This window comes from Herbiconiux sp. 11R-BC (genome assembly GCF_049472555.1).
GTDB lineage: Bacteria > Actinomycetota > Actinomycetes > Actinomycetales > Microbacteriaceae > Herbiconiux.
Genome location: NZ_JBCEBO010000003.1, coordinates 277658 through 292715 on the forward strand (window position 1 = coordinate 277658; position 15058 = coordinate 292715).

Below are 15058 nucleotides of genomic sequence, written 5' to 3' on the forward strand. Positions count from 1 at the left end.
GGGTGACGTCTCTCCGATTCCCGCGGATTGCATTACTGCAGGATTGCATAACTGCACTCTTGCACTTGCGCAACATTGCAGAATGCGCAATAATATATCCATGACCACGGAGACCCTTGGACTACGAGATCGCAAGCGACGCGAGACGCGCGAGCGCATCGAGCGCGCCGCTCTCGACCTCGCCCTGGCGAACGGTCTCGAGAGCGTGACGATCGACGCCATCAGTGCTGCGGCGGAGATCTCGCCGCGCACCTTCTTCAACTACTACGACAGCAAGGAGGACGCGATCGTCGGCCTCCACGGCGTCGAGCTCTCCCCCGAGCGCATTACCGCCTTCCGGGCATCCAACGCCCACCGCCCCCTCGTCGAGGCGACGGTCGCGCTGCTTTTCGAGGTGTGGGGAGTTGCGATGGACGACTCCGAGTTGCGCGCCGCGCGGGTGGCGCTGGTGCGCAAGAACCCGCAGTTGCTCGAGCGCCATCTCACCCGGATGCGCGCGATGAGCGAACAGCTGACGACCGCCCTTCGCGCTTTCGCCGGCGAAGAAGACGTTCCCCAGAACTCGGCCACCGGCCCCGCGTCCCCGTGGGTGGAGGCGACGCTCGCTCTGTGCGGCGCCGCCGTCATGTCCACGGTGAAGAGCTGGGTCGCTGCCGGAAACGAATCATCAGGCTCCACCGAAGTACTCGAGTCGCGCGCCGTCGCACTCGTCAGAGAGGTAATCGAAAGACTCCAATGACCACCACCGTCTCCGCCGGCGCGCGCACCACCGCCCCGGCGTCCTCCAGCGCGCCTGCCTCCAGGCGCAACATCCTGCTCGTGTTCGCGGGCCTCATGGTCACGATGCTGCTCGCATCCCTCGACCAGACCATCTTCGGCACGGCCCTCCCCACCATCGTGGGCGAGCTCAACGGCGTCGACCACATGCTCTGGGTCACCACGGCGTACGTGCTCGCCTCCACCATCACCCTCCCCATCTACGGCAAGCTCGGCGACCTCATCGGCCGCAAGGGCCTGTTCATCGGCGCCATCGGCCTGTTCATGATCGGCTCGGTCGTCGGAGGCCTCGCGCCCGACATGACCTGGCTCATCCTCGGCCGCGCGGTGCAGGGTCTCGGGGGTGGCGGACTCATGATCCTGTCGCAGGCGATCATCGCCGACGTCGTGCCGGCGCGGGAGCGCGGCAAGTACATGGGCATCATGGGCGGTGTGTTCGCGCTGTCCTCCGTCGCGGGCCCGCTGCTCGGCGGCTGGTTCACCGACAGCATCGGCTGGCGCTGGGCCTTCTGGATGAACATCCCGCTCGGCCTGCTCGCGATCGTCTCGGCCGTCGCGTTCCTGCGCCTGCCGAAGGGCGCACAGCGCAAGCCGCGCCTCGATGTGGCCGGAATGGGCCTGCTCGCCATCGCCTCGACCTGCCTCGTGCTCCTCACCACTTGGGGCGGCACCACCTACGACTGGAACTCCCCCGTCATCCTGGGCCTCATCGCCGGCACCGTGCTGGCGGGCGTGCTCTTCGTGATGACCGAGCGCCGCGCCGCCGAGCCGATCATGCCGCTGCACCTGTTCCGCGACCGCAACTTCCTGCTCACCACAGGCGCCGGTCTCATCATCGGCATCGCGATGTTCGGGGCCCTGGCCTACCTGCCGACGTATCTGCAGATGGTGACGGGCGTGAACGCCACGGATGCGGGGCTCCTGATGATCCCGCTGATGGCCGCCTTGCTGGTCACCTCGATCGTCTCCGGGCAGATCGTGAGCCGTACCGGCCGCTACAGGGTCCTGCCGATCATCGGCACCGCAGTCGTCGGGGTGGCCCTGCTGCTGCTCTCCACGATGACCCCCGCCCTGCCGGTGTGGATCCTCTGCTGCTTCCTCGCCGTGATGGGCATCGGCCTCGGCATGAGCATGCAGATCCTCATCCTGATCGTGCAGAACTCGTTCCCGGTCTCGGAGGTCGGCACGGCGACGGCGTCGAACAACTACTTCCGCCAGATCGGCGCGTCGCTCGGCACGGCGATCGTCGGCAGCCTGTTCGTATCGAAGCTCACCTCACTGCTCGCCGAGCGGATGCCGGCCTCGGCGGGCTCCGTCGCCGGTGGTTCGAACTCCTTCACCCCGGCCGCCGTCAACGCTCTCCCCGACGCGGTGCGCAACATCATCGTGGGCGCCTACAACGACGCCCTCACCCCGGTGTTCCTGTACATGGTCCCGCTCGTTCTCGTGGCGGTCGTGCTGCTCGTCTTCGTGAAGGAGAAGCCGCTGGCCACGACGATCGAGCGCGACATCCTGCCGGAGTCGCTCGAGACCGTCTGAGTCCATCCGCTCCGAGTGGAATAGTGGTACCCGACCGAAAGGACGGGTACCACTATGCCGTTGTCAGGAGAATACGAACCGGGAACCGCCGACTGGGCGCTCAAGCAGGTCGAGGAGTACGAGGGCTCCGGCGGCACCGCCGGCACCACCCTGCGCGGGATGCCGGTGATCATCCTCACGACCCTCGGCGCCAAGTCGGGCAAGATCCGCAAGACGCCGCTCATGCGGGTCGAGCACGACGGCGACTACGCGGTCGTGGCCTCCCTCGGCGGCGCTCCCAAGCATCCGGTCTGGTACTTCAACATCGTGGCCGAGCCCCACGTCGAGCTGCAGGACGGCCCGGAGAAGCACGACTACACCGCTCGCGAGGTCACGGGCGAGGAGAAGGCGCTCTGGTGGGAGCGTGCCGTCGCGGCCTACCCGCCCTACGCCGAGTACCAGGAGAAGACCGAGCGCGAGATCCCGCTCTTCGTGCTCACCCGCCGCGACTGATCGTCGAGGCGACCGGCGGGGGCTGAGCCCGCACCAGGTGCTCAGACCTCGCCGAACCCCGACTCGATCAGCGCGGCCAGCGCGTCGACGGCCTCGGCGCCGGCCGGGTCGGCGCTCGCGAGCTCCACGGTGGCGCCCTTCACGAGCCCCATCGACATGATGCCGAGCAGGCTCTTGGCGTCTTTCCCGTTCACCGTCACCTTCACCGGGAAGGTGCTGGCGAGCTTCACGAACTCGGCGGCGGGGCGCGCGTGCAGGCCGTCCTTGTTCACGATCGTGACCGTGCGCGACGGCGTTCGGGGGGCATCTCCCACGTCGGGTGCACCAGCCGCGTCGACCGGCGCTCCGGCGTCGGCCCCGGGGACGACGAGCTCGGGGTTGTCGCCGTTGGCCGTCTGCGCGGCCGCCACCACGGCGTCGAGCTCCGCCCCCGACTCGGCCGCCACCGCTGCGGCGACACCGCCCTCCACGAGCGGGGCGTCGGCGATGCGCACCCGCGCCCTCACCTCGTCGTCGAGGAAGTCGAGCGCGGTCTCGGCGGTGAGGATCGCCGAACCCAGGTCGCACAGAACCACGACGCCCGAGCCCGAGTCGGCCTCGCTGATCGCCGCGCTGACCTTGTCGAAGCTCGTGCCGATGCCACCGTCGTCGGTACCGCCGGCGGCCACGAGCGTCGTGCGTCCCGCCATCTGCGCGGCGAGCTGCACGAGCCCGTCGGCGATCAGCGAGCTGTGCGAGACGAAGACGAGCCCGACCTTGCCGGCCGTGCCACCCACCTCAGGCGCCCTTCGCGGCGTCGGCCGCCGCGCGGATGATGAGCGACGACGACTGCGCCCCCGGGTCGCGGTGACCGATGGCCCGCTCCCCCAGGTAGCTCGCTCGGCCCTTACGGGCCACCAGCGGCTCAGTGGCCACGGCGCCCGCCTCCGCCGCGGTCGCGGCGGCATCCAGGATCTCGGCCTCGCTCTTGCCCTCCGCGTTCGCGGCGGCGGCGGCCTCCACCGCCGGAGTCCAGGCGTCGATCATGGTCTTGTCGCCCGATTCGGCCTTGCCGCGCAGCACGATGCCGTCGCGGGCCGCCGTCAGCAGCGCCACGATGGCGTCGCCGTCGAGCTCGGGCTCCTTGCCCACGGCGCCGGCGGCCTTGAGGTAGGCCGTGCCGAGCAGGGGGCCGGAGGCGCCGCCCACGGTCGAGATGAGCGTGGTGGCCACGAGCTTGAGGGCATCACCCGGAACGGCATCCGGCGGAAGGTCGCCGAGCTTGGCCATGACGGCCGTGTAGCCCCGATCGAGGTTCTCGCCATGGTCGCCGTCGCCGATCGCGCGGTCGAGAGTGACCAGTTCGACCCGATGCTCGGAGACGACGCGTGCGCTCTCCCTGATCCAGTCCGTCGTCCAGGTGATGCCCAAACTCATTCGTCTACCTTCCCCAGCGGAGAGCCGCTGTCTGAACCGGAGCGTCGTACAGCGCGGTCAGCTCGTCGTCGAGCTTCAGCACGCTGATCGAGACACCCTGCATCTCGAGCGAGGTCACGAAGTTGCCCACGAGCGAGCGCGTGACCTCGATGCCCTTGTCTGCCAGCACCTGGGCGGCGTGGCGGAACACGATGTAGAGCTCGACCTGGGGCGTTCCGCCCATGCCGTTCACCATCAGCGCCACCTTGTCGCCGGATGCGAAGGGCAGGTCTTCGAGGATCGGTCCCAGCAGGCGGTCGACGATCGCATCCGCGGGCTCGAGCTTGATGCGCTCGCGCCCGGGCTCGCCGTGGATGCCGATGCCGATCTCGATCTCGTCGTCGGCCAGCTCGAAGCTCGGCTCTCCGGCGTGCGGAACGACGCACGGCGTGAGGGCCACGCCCATGGTGCGCACGTTGGCGTTGACCTTCTCGGCCACCGCGACCACGGCATCCAGGTCGTCCCCACGCTCGGCGGCGGCGCCCGCGATCTTCTCGACGAAGACCGTGCCCGCCACGCCGCGACGGCCGGCCGTGTAGAGCGAGTCCTTCACGGCCACGTCGTCGTCGACGATGACGGTGCGCACCTCGATGTCGTCGGCGGTGGCCAGGTCGGCCGCGGTCTCGAAATTGAGCACATCTCCGGTGTAGTTCTTCACGATGTGGAGCACACCCGCACCGCCGTCGACCGCCTTGGTCGCCGCGAGGATGGGGTCGGGCGTCGGCGAGGTGAACACCGGGCCGGGAACCGCGGCGTCGAGCATCCCGTAGCCGACGAAGCCGCCGTGGAGGGGTTCGTGGCCGCTGCCGCCGCCGGAGACGATGCCGACCTTGCCGGCGATCGGAGCGTCTTTGCGAACGATGTAGATCGGGTCGTGCGACACGGTGACGATGTCGCCATGGGCGGCTTCGAACCCGACCACGGCCTCGTCGACCACGTTCTTCGGGTCGTTGATGAGCTTCTTCATTGAAAAATCCCTTCGATCGGACGTTCGTCGCCCGCGACGGGAGCCAGCACCTGGCCATCCAGAGCAAATCTACGCCGTCGGGCGAGCGATCCGGTAGGCCCTTGGTCCTGACACCGAGGAAATGGGGGGTTATCCCTGGCAAGTCCCTGGGGATATCGTTGGCACACACCCGATCACCACGGGGGTCACAGCGGGTGACCGAACGGTGCGAAGGAAGGTCATCGTGGACAATCTCGGTATCGACTTCTTATCGGAGCTGGTGGGCACAGCGMTGCTCGTGCTCCTCGGYTGYGGTGTGGTCGCCAACGTGGCGCTCATCCGCACCAAGGGCTTCAACGGCGGATTCCTGATGGTGAACATCGGCTGGGGCCTCGCGGTCTTCGCCGGTGTCATCGTCGCTTACGCCTCGGGCGCCCACCTCAACCCGGCAGTGACGCTGGGTCTCGTGGCGAACGGTGCGAAGAGCTTCGGGTCGGCGGCGACGCCGGTGGATGTGAACTTCCTCACCGTCATCGCCTACATCGGTGCGCAGCTGATCGGTGCGTTCATCGGCGCGGTGKTCGTGTGGCTGGCYTACAAGCAGCACTTCGACCAGGAGCCGGAGCCGGCGAACAAGCTSGGTGTGTTCTCGACCGGGCCGGCGATCCGTTCCTACGGCTGGAACCTCGTGACCGAGATCGTGGGCACCTTCGTGCTGGTGTTCGTGGTGATCGGTTTCGGTGGYGGTCGTCAGGGCGACGGGGGTCTCGCGGCCCTGGGTGCTCTGCCGGTGGCGCTGCTCGTGATCGGCATCGGCGCCTCGCTCGGTGGCCCGACGGGGTACGCGATCAACCCGGCCCGTGACCTCGGCCCGCGGATCGCGCACTTCGTGCTCCCGATCAAGGGCAAGGGCTCGTCCGACTGGTCCTACTCCTGGGTGCCTGTCGTGGGCCCGATCATCGGCGGCGTCCTGGCCGGCCTGCTGGCCATCCCGCTCCTCCCCATCCTCACCTGATACACAGGGGGCCGGTCCAGAGTCTGGATCGGCCCCCTGCTCTTTCGAGCACGCAGCTTTCGCACGTATCACGACCGTCTCATAACGAAGGAGTTGCCATGACGGACTACATCATCGCCATCGACCAGGGAACGACGAGCACGAGAGCGATCATCTTCGATCACTCGGGATCGATCGTCGCGAGCGGCCAGAAGGAGCACGAGCAGATCTTCCCCAAAGCGGGCTGGGTCGAGCACGACCCGAAGGAGATCTGGGACAACACGCGCGAGGTCATCGGCCAGGCGCTGTCGAAAGCCAACATCACCCGCCACAACGTGAAGGCCGTGGGAATCACGAACCAGCGCGAGACCGCGGTGGTGTGGAACAAGAACACCGGTGAGCCGGTCTACAACGCGATCGTCTGGCAGGACACGCGCACCCAGTCGATCGTCGACCGCCTCGCGGCCGACGGTGGCGTGGAGCGGTTCAAGCAGATCGTCGGTCTGCCGCTGGCGACCTACTTCTCGGGCACGAAGATCGTCTGGATCCTCGAGAACGTCGAGGGCGCCCGCGAGGCCGCCGARGCCGGAGACCTSWTSTTCGGCACSACCGACAGCTGGGTKCTSTGGAACCTCACCGGCGGCGYSGAYGGCGGCGTGCACGCSACGGATGTCACGAACGCCTCCCGCACGCTCTTCATGGACCTCGAGACCCTCCRSTGGCGCGACGACATCCTCGAGGCGTTCAATGTGCCCAAGTCGATGCTNCCCGGAGATCAGGWSSTCSTCSGAGGTCTACGGAACGGTSCACGACTCCTCSYTGCTGCGTGAGGTTCCGGTGTCGGGCATTCTGGGTGACCAGCAGGCGGCGACCTTCGGTCAGGCCGCGTTCGACGCGGGCGAGTCGAAGAACACCTACGGCACCGGCAACTTCCTGATCTTCAACACCGACACCGAGATCGTCCACTCCAAGAACGGCCTCCTCACCACCCTCGGCTACAAACTCGGCGACGCTCCCGCGCACTACGCGCTCGAGGGCTCGATCGCGGTCACCGGYTCGCTGATCCAATGGCTCCGCGACAACCTCGGCATCATCAACTCCGCCCCCGAGGTCGAAGAACTCGCCAAGACCGTCGAGGACAACGGCGGCGCGTACTTCGTGCCCGCGTTCTCGGGCCTGTTCGCCCCCTACTGGCGATCGGATGCCCGCGGCGCCCTCGTGGGACTGACCCGCTACGTGAACAAGGGCCACATCGCCCGCGCCGCCCTCGAAGCGACCGCGTTCCAGACCCGCGAGGTCCTCGACGCCGTCAACGCCGACTCCGGAGTCGACCTCACCGAACTCAAGGTCGATGGCGGCATGATCGCGAACAACACGCTCATGCAGTTCCAAGCCGACATCCTCGGCGTCCCGGTCGTGCGTCCCGTGGTCGCGGAGACCACCGCGCTCGGCGCCGCCTACGCGGCCGGCCTCGCGGTCGGCTTCTGGGCCAACCTCGACGAACTCCGCGCGAACTGGCAGGAAGACTCCCGCTGGACCCCGAACATGAGCACCGAAGAACGCGAACGCCAGCTCCGCAACTGGAAGAAAGCCGTCACCAAGACCTTCGACTGGGTCGACGACGACGTCAACTAGCGGGCCCGTGGGGTTATCGCCTGTTGAGGGTTGCCTCGACAGGCGTACGGCCCCGCACCCTTCGGGCTCGCCCGGCCTTCGGCTGGGCGAGCCCTTTCTGCTCGCGCCGCCGTTTCTGTGGCGCGAGGCGACATGTTCGGGTGAGGTCGCTCACGCGGCCTCGCACACACTTTGGGTTGTCTGAGCGCGGCCCGCAGCTCTCCCTCTCGTGGGTGATTTTTGGTTAACTGTCGCCAGGCTCGCGAAACTCACTCAACGCGAGGGTGGCCCCCTGCGGGTCCTCGATCCGCGCCAAGTCCGTCCAGGGCGTGTCCTCCGTGCTCAGCAGGGTCGCGCCCAGCTCCTGGGCGCGCTCCACGCTCTCGACGCGCGAGGCCACGCTGATCACCACCTCCCAGTGAGGCTGCTCGGAGCCGGTGGTGGACTGCACGGTGCCGATGACGTCGGCGAAGCCCTCCGGTGCGCCGGCTTGGCGCTCGTAGATGCCGGGGTCGACCGTGCTCTGAAGGTGGCGGCCGTAGCCGTCGACCGCTGTCATCGCCTCGACGCTCTCGCCGAGGTCGAGGTATTTCCAGTGGAAAAGCCGCTCGTAGAACTCCTTCGCCGTGGGGAGGTCGCCGGCGCCAGAGGCGGAGCTCCGCGCCCTGCGAGTCGCGGCAGGCTGCGGTGCGGCCGCCGGGCCGGCGTCGTCGGGACCGGAGAGCACGAGACCCCCGGCCCGCACCACCTCGGGCACGAAGGCGTCCACGTCGTCGATGGTGAAATAGGTGTTCCAGGCTGTCACCGACCCGGTTGCGCCCGACCTGATTGCCGCCACGTCGAGCCCGTCGAGCTGGGCGATGAGGTACACGCCCGGGGCGTCCGCCGGCATCGCGTTGTCGAACGTCCACCCGAACAGCCCCCCATAGAATGCTGCCGCCGGCGCCGGGGCCCCTTGCTCCGTATCGATCCAGCAGCTCACGCCTTGCGGATATGTCCTCTGCGTGTCACCCATCGTCATCCCTTCCGTCACGTCCCATCCCAACCCATCCGGCACGAGAATTGAAGGCCGCGGGCCGCGTTCGACGACCCAGGGTGAGGCCGAGTCTGCGATAGCGACCTCGACCGAACGTGTCGCGTCGCGCCGCAGAAGCGGCGGCGCGAGCAACGAGCGCTCAGCCAGCCGCAGGCCGGCTGAGCGCGGGCAATAGGCCTGACAGGATGGGGAGGCGAACGAACAGCGCGAGATCCTGGCCGATGCCGTCGTCTTCGACATGGACGGGACGCTCGTCTACTCGTCCGAGCTGGTCGAGAAGGTGTGGGCGGCCTTCGCGGAGCGGCACGGCGTCGATCTCGCCGAGCTCATCGCCTGCGCGCACGGCCGCCGGGCCGCCGGCACCGTGTAGCACTTCCTCGCCGCGCCCGACTACGACGAGGCCGAGGTCGCCGCGGCGCTGGCCGTCGTGAGCGAGCACGAGACCGGTGTGGGGGGCGTCGTGCGCGAGGTGCCCGGAGCCGCCGAGTTCGTGGCGTCGTTCGACCCCGTCGACGTCGCGCTCGTGACCTCGGCTCTACGCGGACTCGCGCGCCCGTGCATGGCCGAGGCCGGCATCCGGCTTCCGAAGGTGGTGGTCGCCGCCGAAGACGTCACGGCCGGCAAGCCCCACCCCGAGGGTTACCTCCGCGCCGCCGAACTCCTCGGCCATGACCCCGAATCGTCATCTTCGAGGATACCGACGCCGGCCTCCGGGCGGCCACCGCCTCGGGCGCCCAGGTCGTCGTGGTCGGAGGCTTCGCGGGGAGCGCGGCCGAGGGCCTGGCCCGGGTCGAGGACTACACGAGCACACGATTAACTCTGAGCGACGACGGCACCTACCGGATCAGCCTTCCAGCTCAACGTTGACGGGTGACTGCCTGATGGCGAACGCGCTGTCGAGTCAGCGTCGCCAGATCCAGGTGCCCTTGCCACCTTCTACCGGATAGACCCAGGTCATCGTCGAATCGTTGAGCGAGTATGTCATATGGTTGATCGGCTCGAAGGATGATTGCACACCGACGTCGGAGTCGGTGACCTGCTGCCCGTTGATCGTGAACGCGAATCCGACGTCGTTCGGCCCGTCGATCCACTCCAACGTCGACGAGGTGGCATCGAACAGGAGCTGAGGTGATGCGTGGCCACGGCCCGAGACCACATTCGTCGTGCTGTCACTTCCCAGTGTCAGCGTTCCCGCGAAGTCTGACGCCATCTCCATCGTCGAGGGTTGATCGGCTCCAGAGACCGTGATCGTCGTCGCGCCGCTGATCGGGCGATACTCGACCGAGAATTCGTCCCCGGTCACTGCGAACGACTTCAGGGTCCACGCTCCGGCAGGTGTTCGGGCGCATTCCTGTGTGGGATCGAACGACCTGCCGGTGAATCCGAACGATCCCGGTTGCACACCGCCGGTCAGCGCGACCACGACCTCCTCACCCCTGCTCAGAGGCGCCAATGGCTTCAGCAAGGTGAGCCCGTCGGGACAGTTGCACCCGTCCGGACGGCTGCAGAACGACATGGAATGTGCTGGGACGAAGGGCTCCGAACCTGTTCCCACCTTCATTCTTCCGACTCCGTCCAGCACGACGTCCAGAATGTCTGCCGTCGAGACGACGCGGGCGTAATCGGTGGCTGCCTCGAGAATCGGCTGCGCCTCGTGCGAACCGTTCTCGATGCGAAACGTGTCGTCGACGTCGTCGGGCTTCACGCTAGGGATGCCAGGGCCCGTCATGTCCCACCCCGCACGCGAGCTGTCGCGGAAGTAACCGGACGCCCAATCGACGAGGGTGCTGGTCGCACCGGTCAATGCCACGAACGCGTCGTGGCTGTCGGAGGAAAGGGTGGGCCAGAGATGCCAGAGGTCGACTCGGTGCTGGTCGAGATAGGTGAAGAAGCCGAATGCGTCGTAGGACCGCGCGTACAGAGACCGATGTGGGGCTAGAAAGTAGGAGAACCAGAAGTCGGGGCTGTCGTCAGAGTAGAAGTAGGATGCCGGGATCGCGCCGTCAGCGCCGCGGGGGGCATTGACTGCGGCCCACGTCGCCAGACCTTCATTCAGCCACGGCGCCGATTCGTCGTCGCCGCCGGTCACAAGTCCTTGCGCGCAGTGGAATGCCTCATGGGCGAGCAGATAGTTCTTGATGCTTGCCTCCCGGCGATCGAAGCGGTCATGCACGAGCTTGATTTCGCATGAGGCCGCATTCGCGATCGCGAATGCGGCAACAGTGGCTTTCTCGTGTTGCCCGTACGCGACATGGGGGCGCCATCCTGGGTCAGAAATTCCACTGACGTGCAGATACCAGGCGAACGCATCGCCGGCGATCCGCTCGAATGGATCGACCGTGGACGTCGGTGTCAGCGATGCACCCTGAGCCGAAGGCGACGGGCTCAATTCCGGAACGAGGTCGAGAGCGGCGGCTTGCTCCGACGGCTCGAGTTCATTCCAGCTGCTTCTTACCATGTCGACCGCGAGTGTCCCGGAGTCGGTTCCGTTCACGCTTCCTTCTGGCGTCCTCACCCCCGCGATGGGCCCGAACGCCACACTTAAAGCCTGCAGGGCGACCAGCGGCGTGTAACCGCCATCATCGTCGATCTGCTGCAGGACGGTCTGCATACGAGACAGGTTCGAAGGAGCGGTGCTCGCACTTTCGCCGGGCTGGGCGACGCAGGCGCACAGCGCCATTGCGCACGAAGCCGAAGCGACCGCAGCGATCCCACGAATGATGATACGAATTCTCATGTTCCGATACTACTGAAACTGATTATTGTTCAGGTAGGCTGGTTTACTGTGTCGTGCACGCCAGGGGAGTACTCGAGACTCGTCGCAGTCGACGAGCGAGCCGCAGTGGTCGTCGACTACCGAGGGCGCCGGGCCCTGCGACGCACCCCTGACGAGACCGAGTGGATGACACCTATAGACGTCGGCTTCGTGACCGACATTCGCCGCGACGGTTTGGGCAACGTCTATGTCGCAGGGGTCACGCCCGGCGGACGTCGGAGACCAGTGGTGACGGTGTCGAAACTCGACAATGACGGAGCGGTGGTGCAATCGACCTCGTTCCGGGCCCGAACGAACCATGCTCGTGCGCTCTTGGCAATAGCGAGCCGCCCTTCTCCGGCAGCGTACGTGGTGATGACTGACGACGGGACCGTGCGCTCCTTGGATGGGCTCGAGGAAGACAGGCAGACTACGGCGTCAGCCGGAATGAGGCCCTCCGCCGTGGTCGTGGATCATGACTCCACCTTGCTTGTCGCCGACGCACACGGCGATTGCATCTGGCGCCTCGACCCGGTGACGAAGGACCTTGCGCTATTCGCCGAGCTTCCGCGCCAGTCGATGCCGAGAAGTATCGCCATGATGGGCGAGGAGGGCGCGGTCGTCACAACCGATTCACGCCACGGAGCCGTGCTTCTGCGGCAACCGTCCGGCACCCTCACTGTTCTCCGTTCTGGGCCGGAATCCGCCCACGCCGACGCGGGCCGGCCGATTGTCGTGCCCACCTGGTTAGCCGCGACTTCCGGCCGCATCGTCGTGGCCGCGGGTGAACAGCTCCTGCGGCTCGATCCCTCTTCGGGAACCGTCGCCGGAATCGGGGCCGCGGCGGTGCGCGTGGATCAGAGCATCGGCGCAGACGGGCGGATCATCGCGCTGCACTACTCGGGTGAGCTCGAGCTCGTCGACGTGTTCGCTGACGACGCATGACGAAAGATCCTGCGGATGTGCGGGGTCAAGCCATGGGGAGGAGGCGCAGGGACTTGCCCGTGGCCGCGAAGCCTCGGGAGGCGAACTCGCGGGCGACCGCGACACGCTCGTCGGTCGGGCGACCATAGGTGGTGGTGCGCTGCACGGGGGTGCGGCCGATCTCGGTGATAATGCGCTCCAGCTCGTCGACGGTCTTCTCCGAACCGTTGTCGGCGCCGGCCATGCGGCTGATCGTCTCCTCCATGAGGGTGCCGCCGAGGTCGTCGGGGCCGCCACGCAGCATCTGCTGGGTGCCGCCGTTGCCGAGCTTCACCCACGAGGTCTGCACGTGGTCGATCCGCCCGTGCAGCATGAGCCGCGACACCGCGTGGATGGCCCGGTTCTCCTGCACCTTCGGCCCCGGCCGCGCCACACCGGCGAGGTAGACGGGGGAGTTCATGTGGATGAACGGCAGCAGCACGAACTCCGTGAACCCGCCCGTCTCGTCCTGGATGCGCGACAGCGCCGCCTTCGCCTCGAGTAGGAAGTCGCGGAACGACAGACCGGTGCGGGCCGCCCCGTTCACGATCTCCATCGGGCTGAACGCGTGCAGGTGGATGTCGGGCTGCCGTGCCTTCACCGTGCGCGCCAGGTCGAAGTACGCCGTGCCCGGCAGGTCGGGGTGGATGCCGCCCTGCATGCAGATCTCGGTGGCGCCGATCTGCCTGGCCTCGTCGACGCGGTCGCCCGCCCGCTCCATCGACAGGGTATAGGCATCCGCATCGTTGCGCCGCTGAGTGAACGCGCACAAGCGGCATCCGGTGTAGCAGACGTTGGTGAAGTTGATGTTGCGGTTCACGACGTAGCCCACGGTGGCGCGCCGCACCTCGTGGGCGAGGGCCGCGAGAGCTTCGAGGTCGGGGCCGTCGGCGCCGAGCAGCGTGAGGTACTCGGCATCCGTGAGTCCAGCGGGTCGACGGATGCGCGCAGCAGCGCCGAGCGCGCCGCACGGTCTCCGGATGCCCGCACCGCGTTGCCGGCGTTCGCCCCGACGCGCTCGCGCAGCTCTGACCAGTCGCCTTAGACGTCTTCGAAGTCGCTGGGACGGTCGCCGATGCGCCCGATCGTGTTGATCTCGGTGTGGAGCGCGGTGCGCCCCGACCCCGATGAGCCCCATTCCGGCTCCTGCCAGGGCAGGCCGACGGCCACGCGGCCCTCGATCGCCAGACCGTCTTCGGAGGCCAGCGCCCGCACGTGCGGCAGCACCCGCGGGTCGATCCATGGCTCCTCGGCGCGCACGTAGTGCGGGTGGGCGGTGAGGCGCTCGCGCAGGGTGTAGCCGGTGGCGGCCGTGAGGGCCGCGAGCGTGTCGATCTGCGGCCACGGCCGCTCGGGGTTCACATGGTCGGGCGTGAGTGGTGACACCCCGCCCCAGTCGTCGATGCCGGCGCGCACGAGCAGCGACAGCTCGAGCGCATCCGTGAGGTTCGGCGGGGCCTGGATGCGCGCATCCGGCCCCAGCACGAGCTTCGCCACGGCGACGGCCGCCACGTACTCCTGGGTCTCGAGGTCGGCCACGCCCATCATCGCGGTGGCCGGTTTCGCCCGGAAGTTCTGGATGATGACCTCCTGCACGTGCCCGTGCCGCTCGGCGGAGTCGCGGATGGCGAACATCCCGTCGATGCGCTCGGCGTAGTTCTCGCCGATGCCGAAGAGGAGCCCGGTGGTGAAGGGCACCTTGAGGCGGCCGGCGTTCTCGAGCACCGAGAGCCGCAGCGCCGGGTCTTTGTCCGGCGAGCCGAAGTGCGCCTCGCCCTTCTCGAGCCAGATGCGCTCGGAGGTGGTCTCGAGCATCATGCCCATCGACGGCCCCACGGGCTTCAGCAGCTCGATCTCCTCGGGGTACATGACGCCGGGGTTCAGGTGCGGGAGCAGCCCGGTCTCGGCGAGCACGAGCTCGGCCATCGCCCGCAGGTAGTCGATGGTGGAGGTGTAGCCGTGCTCGTCGAGCCACTCGCGGGCGGCGCCCCAGCGGTCTTCCGGCCGGTCGCCCAGGGTGAACAGCGCTTCCTTGCAGCCCATCGCGGCGCCCTGGCGAGCTACCTCGAGCACGTCGTCGGGGGAGAGGAAGGGGGCCTTGCCGGCGGCGGCGAGCTTGCCGGGCGACTGCACGAAGGTGCAGTAGTGGCAGCGGTCGCGGCAGAGGTGCGTGAGCGGGATGAAGACCTTGCGGGAGTAGGTGATGACCCCGGGCCGTCCGGCCGCGGCCAGGCCGGCGTCGCGCATTCGGCCCGCCACCGCGAGCAGGCGGTCGAGCTCGTCGCCGCGGGCGTGCAGCAGGGTCTCGGCGTCGCGGTGCGAGAGGGACTCGCCCCCTTCGGCGACGGCCAGGGCGGCCAGCAGCTGCTCGGCGCCGGGCACGAAGGCCTGCGCCGCGGAACCGGATGCGCGCCCGCGGCGGCCGGTTCGCCGCACCTCGGTGGAACTCGGCGCGAGCGTGGGGAACGGCAGTTCTTCGGGCACGAC

At 67.8% G+C, this 15058-nt stretch carries 15 protein-coding genes and 1 pseudogene; 9 read left to right on the forward strand and 7 right to left on the reverse strand.

Features of this window, described 5'->3' with window-relative positions:
• Window positions 1-100: 100 nt before the first annotated feature.
• Genes VD659_RS09835 through VD659_RS09845 form a run of 3 tightly spaced genes read left to right on the forward strand, consistent with a single transcriptional unit; the run spans window position 101 to window position 2808 of the window.
• A complete protein-coding gene (locus VD659_RS09835; RefSeq protein WP_423260910.1) occupies window positions 101-739 on the forward strand; it encodes a TetR/AcrR family transcriptional regulator in 639 nt (212 codons plus the stop codon).
• Window positions 736-2316, forward strand: a complete 1581-nt coding sequence (locus VD659_RS09840; protein ID WP_423260911.1) for an MDR family MFS transporter — start codon at window positions 736-738, stop codon at window positions 2314-2316. The genes VD659_RS09835 and VD659_RS09840 overlap by 4 nt, the downstream gene beginning before the upstream one ends.
• A 54-nt stretch (window positions 2317-2370) precedes the next feature.
• The gene (locus tag VD659_RS09845; RefSeq protein ID WP_423260912.1) at window positions 2371-2808 is read left to right on the forward strand and encodes a nitroreductase family deazaflavin-dependent oxidoreductase; all 438 of its coding nucleotides are present in this window, start codon (window positions 2371-2373) and stop codon (window positions 2806-2808) included.
• 41 nt (window positions 2809-2849) lie between these two features.
• On the opposite strand, the gene dhaM is transcribed toward VD659_RS09845, so the two are convergent.
• Genes dhaM through dhaK form a run of 3 tightly spaced genes read right to left on the reverse strand, consistent with a single transcriptional unit; the run spans window position 2850 to window position 5230 of the window.
• Window positions 2850-3584, reverse strand: coding sequence for a dihydroxyacetone kinase phosphoryl donor subunit DhaM (dhaM, locus tag VD659_RS09850; RefSeq protein WP_423260913.1), 735 nt, complete (start codon window positions 3582-3584; stop codon window positions 2850-2852).
• Window position 3585: 1 nt separating this feature from the next.
• Window positions 3586-4224, reverse strand: coding sequence for a dihydroxyacetone kinase subunit DhaL (dhaL, locus tag VD659_RS09855; RefSeq protein ID WP_423260914.1), 639 nt, complete (start codon window positions 4222-4224; stop codon window positions 3586-3588).
• Between the two features lie 4 nt (window positions 4225-4228).
• On the reverse strand, window positions 4229-5230 hold the full coding sequence (gene dhaK, locus VD659_RS09860; protein ID WP_137835503.1) for a dihydroxyacetone kinase subunit DhaK: 1002 nt from the start codon (window positions 5228-5230) through the stop codon (window positions 4229-4231).
• A 223-nt stretch (window positions 5231-5453) separates the two neighbouring features.
• Here dhaK and VD659_RS09865 point away from each other — a divergent pair, with 223 nt between their 5' ends.
• Window positions 5454-6224: an MIP/aquaporin family protein gene (locus tag VD659_RS09865; protein WP_423260915.1), complete on the forward strand. Its 771-nt coding sequence runs from the start codon at window positions 5454-5456 to the stop codon at window positions 6222-6224.
• A gap of 98 nt (window positions 6225-6322) precedes the next feature.
• A pseudogene (glpK, locus tag VD659_RS09870) lies at window positions 6323-7838 on the forward strand (glycerol kinase GlpK).
• Window positions 7839-8061: 223 nt separating this feature from the next.
• On the opposite strand, the gene VD659_RS09875 reads toward glpK, so the two are convergent.
• A complete protein-coding gene (locus tag VD659_RS09875; protein ID WP_423260916.1) occupies window positions 8062-9093 on the reverse strand; it encodes a VOC family protein in 1032 nt (343 codons plus the stop codon).
• Between VD659_RS09875 and VD659_RS09880 the strand changes: the two genes are divergently transcribed.
• Window positions 9092-9223, forward strand: coding sequence for a hypothetical protein (locus tag VD659_RS09880; protein ID WP_423260917.1), 132 nt, complete (start codon window positions 9092-9094; stop codon window positions 9221-9223). The two genes, VD659_RS09875 and VD659_RS09880, sit on opposite strands and share 2 nt — an antisense overlap.
• 57 nt (window positions 9224-9280) lie before the next feature.
• The gene (locus VD659_RS09885) at window positions 9281-9670 is read left to right on the forward strand and encodes an HAD family hydrolase (protein ID WP_423260918.1); all 390 of its coding nucleotides are present in this window, start codon (window positions 9281-9283) and stop codon (window positions 9668-9670) included.
• 84 nt (window positions 9671-9754) lie between these two features.
• Here VD659_RS09885 and VD659_RS09890 read toward each other — a convergent pair whose 3' ends face one another.
• Window positions 9755-11590 carry a hypothetical protein gene (locus VD659_RS09890; protein ID WP_423260919.1) on the reverse strand — a complete coding sequence of 612 codons (1836 nt, stop codon included), beginning with the start codon at window positions 11588-11590 and terminating at the stop codon, window positions 9755-9757.
• Between the two features lie 189 nt (window positions 11591-11779).
• Here VD659_RS09890 and VD659_RS09895 point away from each other — a divergent pair, with 189 nt between their 5' ends.
• On the forward strand, window positions 11780-12553 hold the full coding sequence (locus VD659_RS09895; protein ID WP_423260920.1) for a hypothetical protein: 774 nt from the start codon (window positions 11780-11782) through the stop codon (window positions 12551-12553).
• Between the two features lie 25 nt (window positions 12554-12578).
• Here the strand turns inward: VD659_RS09895 and VD659_RS09900 are convergent, their stop codons facing one another.
• Window positions 12579-13391, reverse strand: coding sequence for a radical SAM protein (locus VD659_RS09900; protein ID WP_423260921.1), 813 nt, complete (start codon window positions 13389-13391; stop codon window positions 12579-12581).
• Window positions 13392-13421: 30 nt separating this feature from the next.
• Between VD659_RS09900 and VD659_RS09905 the strand changes: the two genes are divergently transcribed.
• The gene (locus VD659_RS09905; protein ID WP_423260922.1) at window positions 13422-13616 is read left to right on the forward strand and encodes a hypothetical protein; all 195 of its coding nucleotides are present in this window, start codon (window positions 13422-13424) and stop codon (window positions 13614-13616) included.
• Here VD659_RS09905 and cofG read toward each other — a convergent pair.
• Window positions 13613-15055: a 7,8-didemethyl-8-hydroxy-5-deazariboflavin synthase CofG gene (cofG, locus tag VD659_RS09910; RefSeq protein ID WP_423260923.1), complete on the reverse strand. Its 1443-nt coding sequence runs from the start codon at window positions 15053-15055 to the stop codon at window positions 13613-13615. The two genes, VD659_RS09905 and cofG, sit on opposite strands and share 4 nt — an antisense overlap.
• Between the last annotated feature and the right edge of the window lie 3 nt (window positions 15056-15058).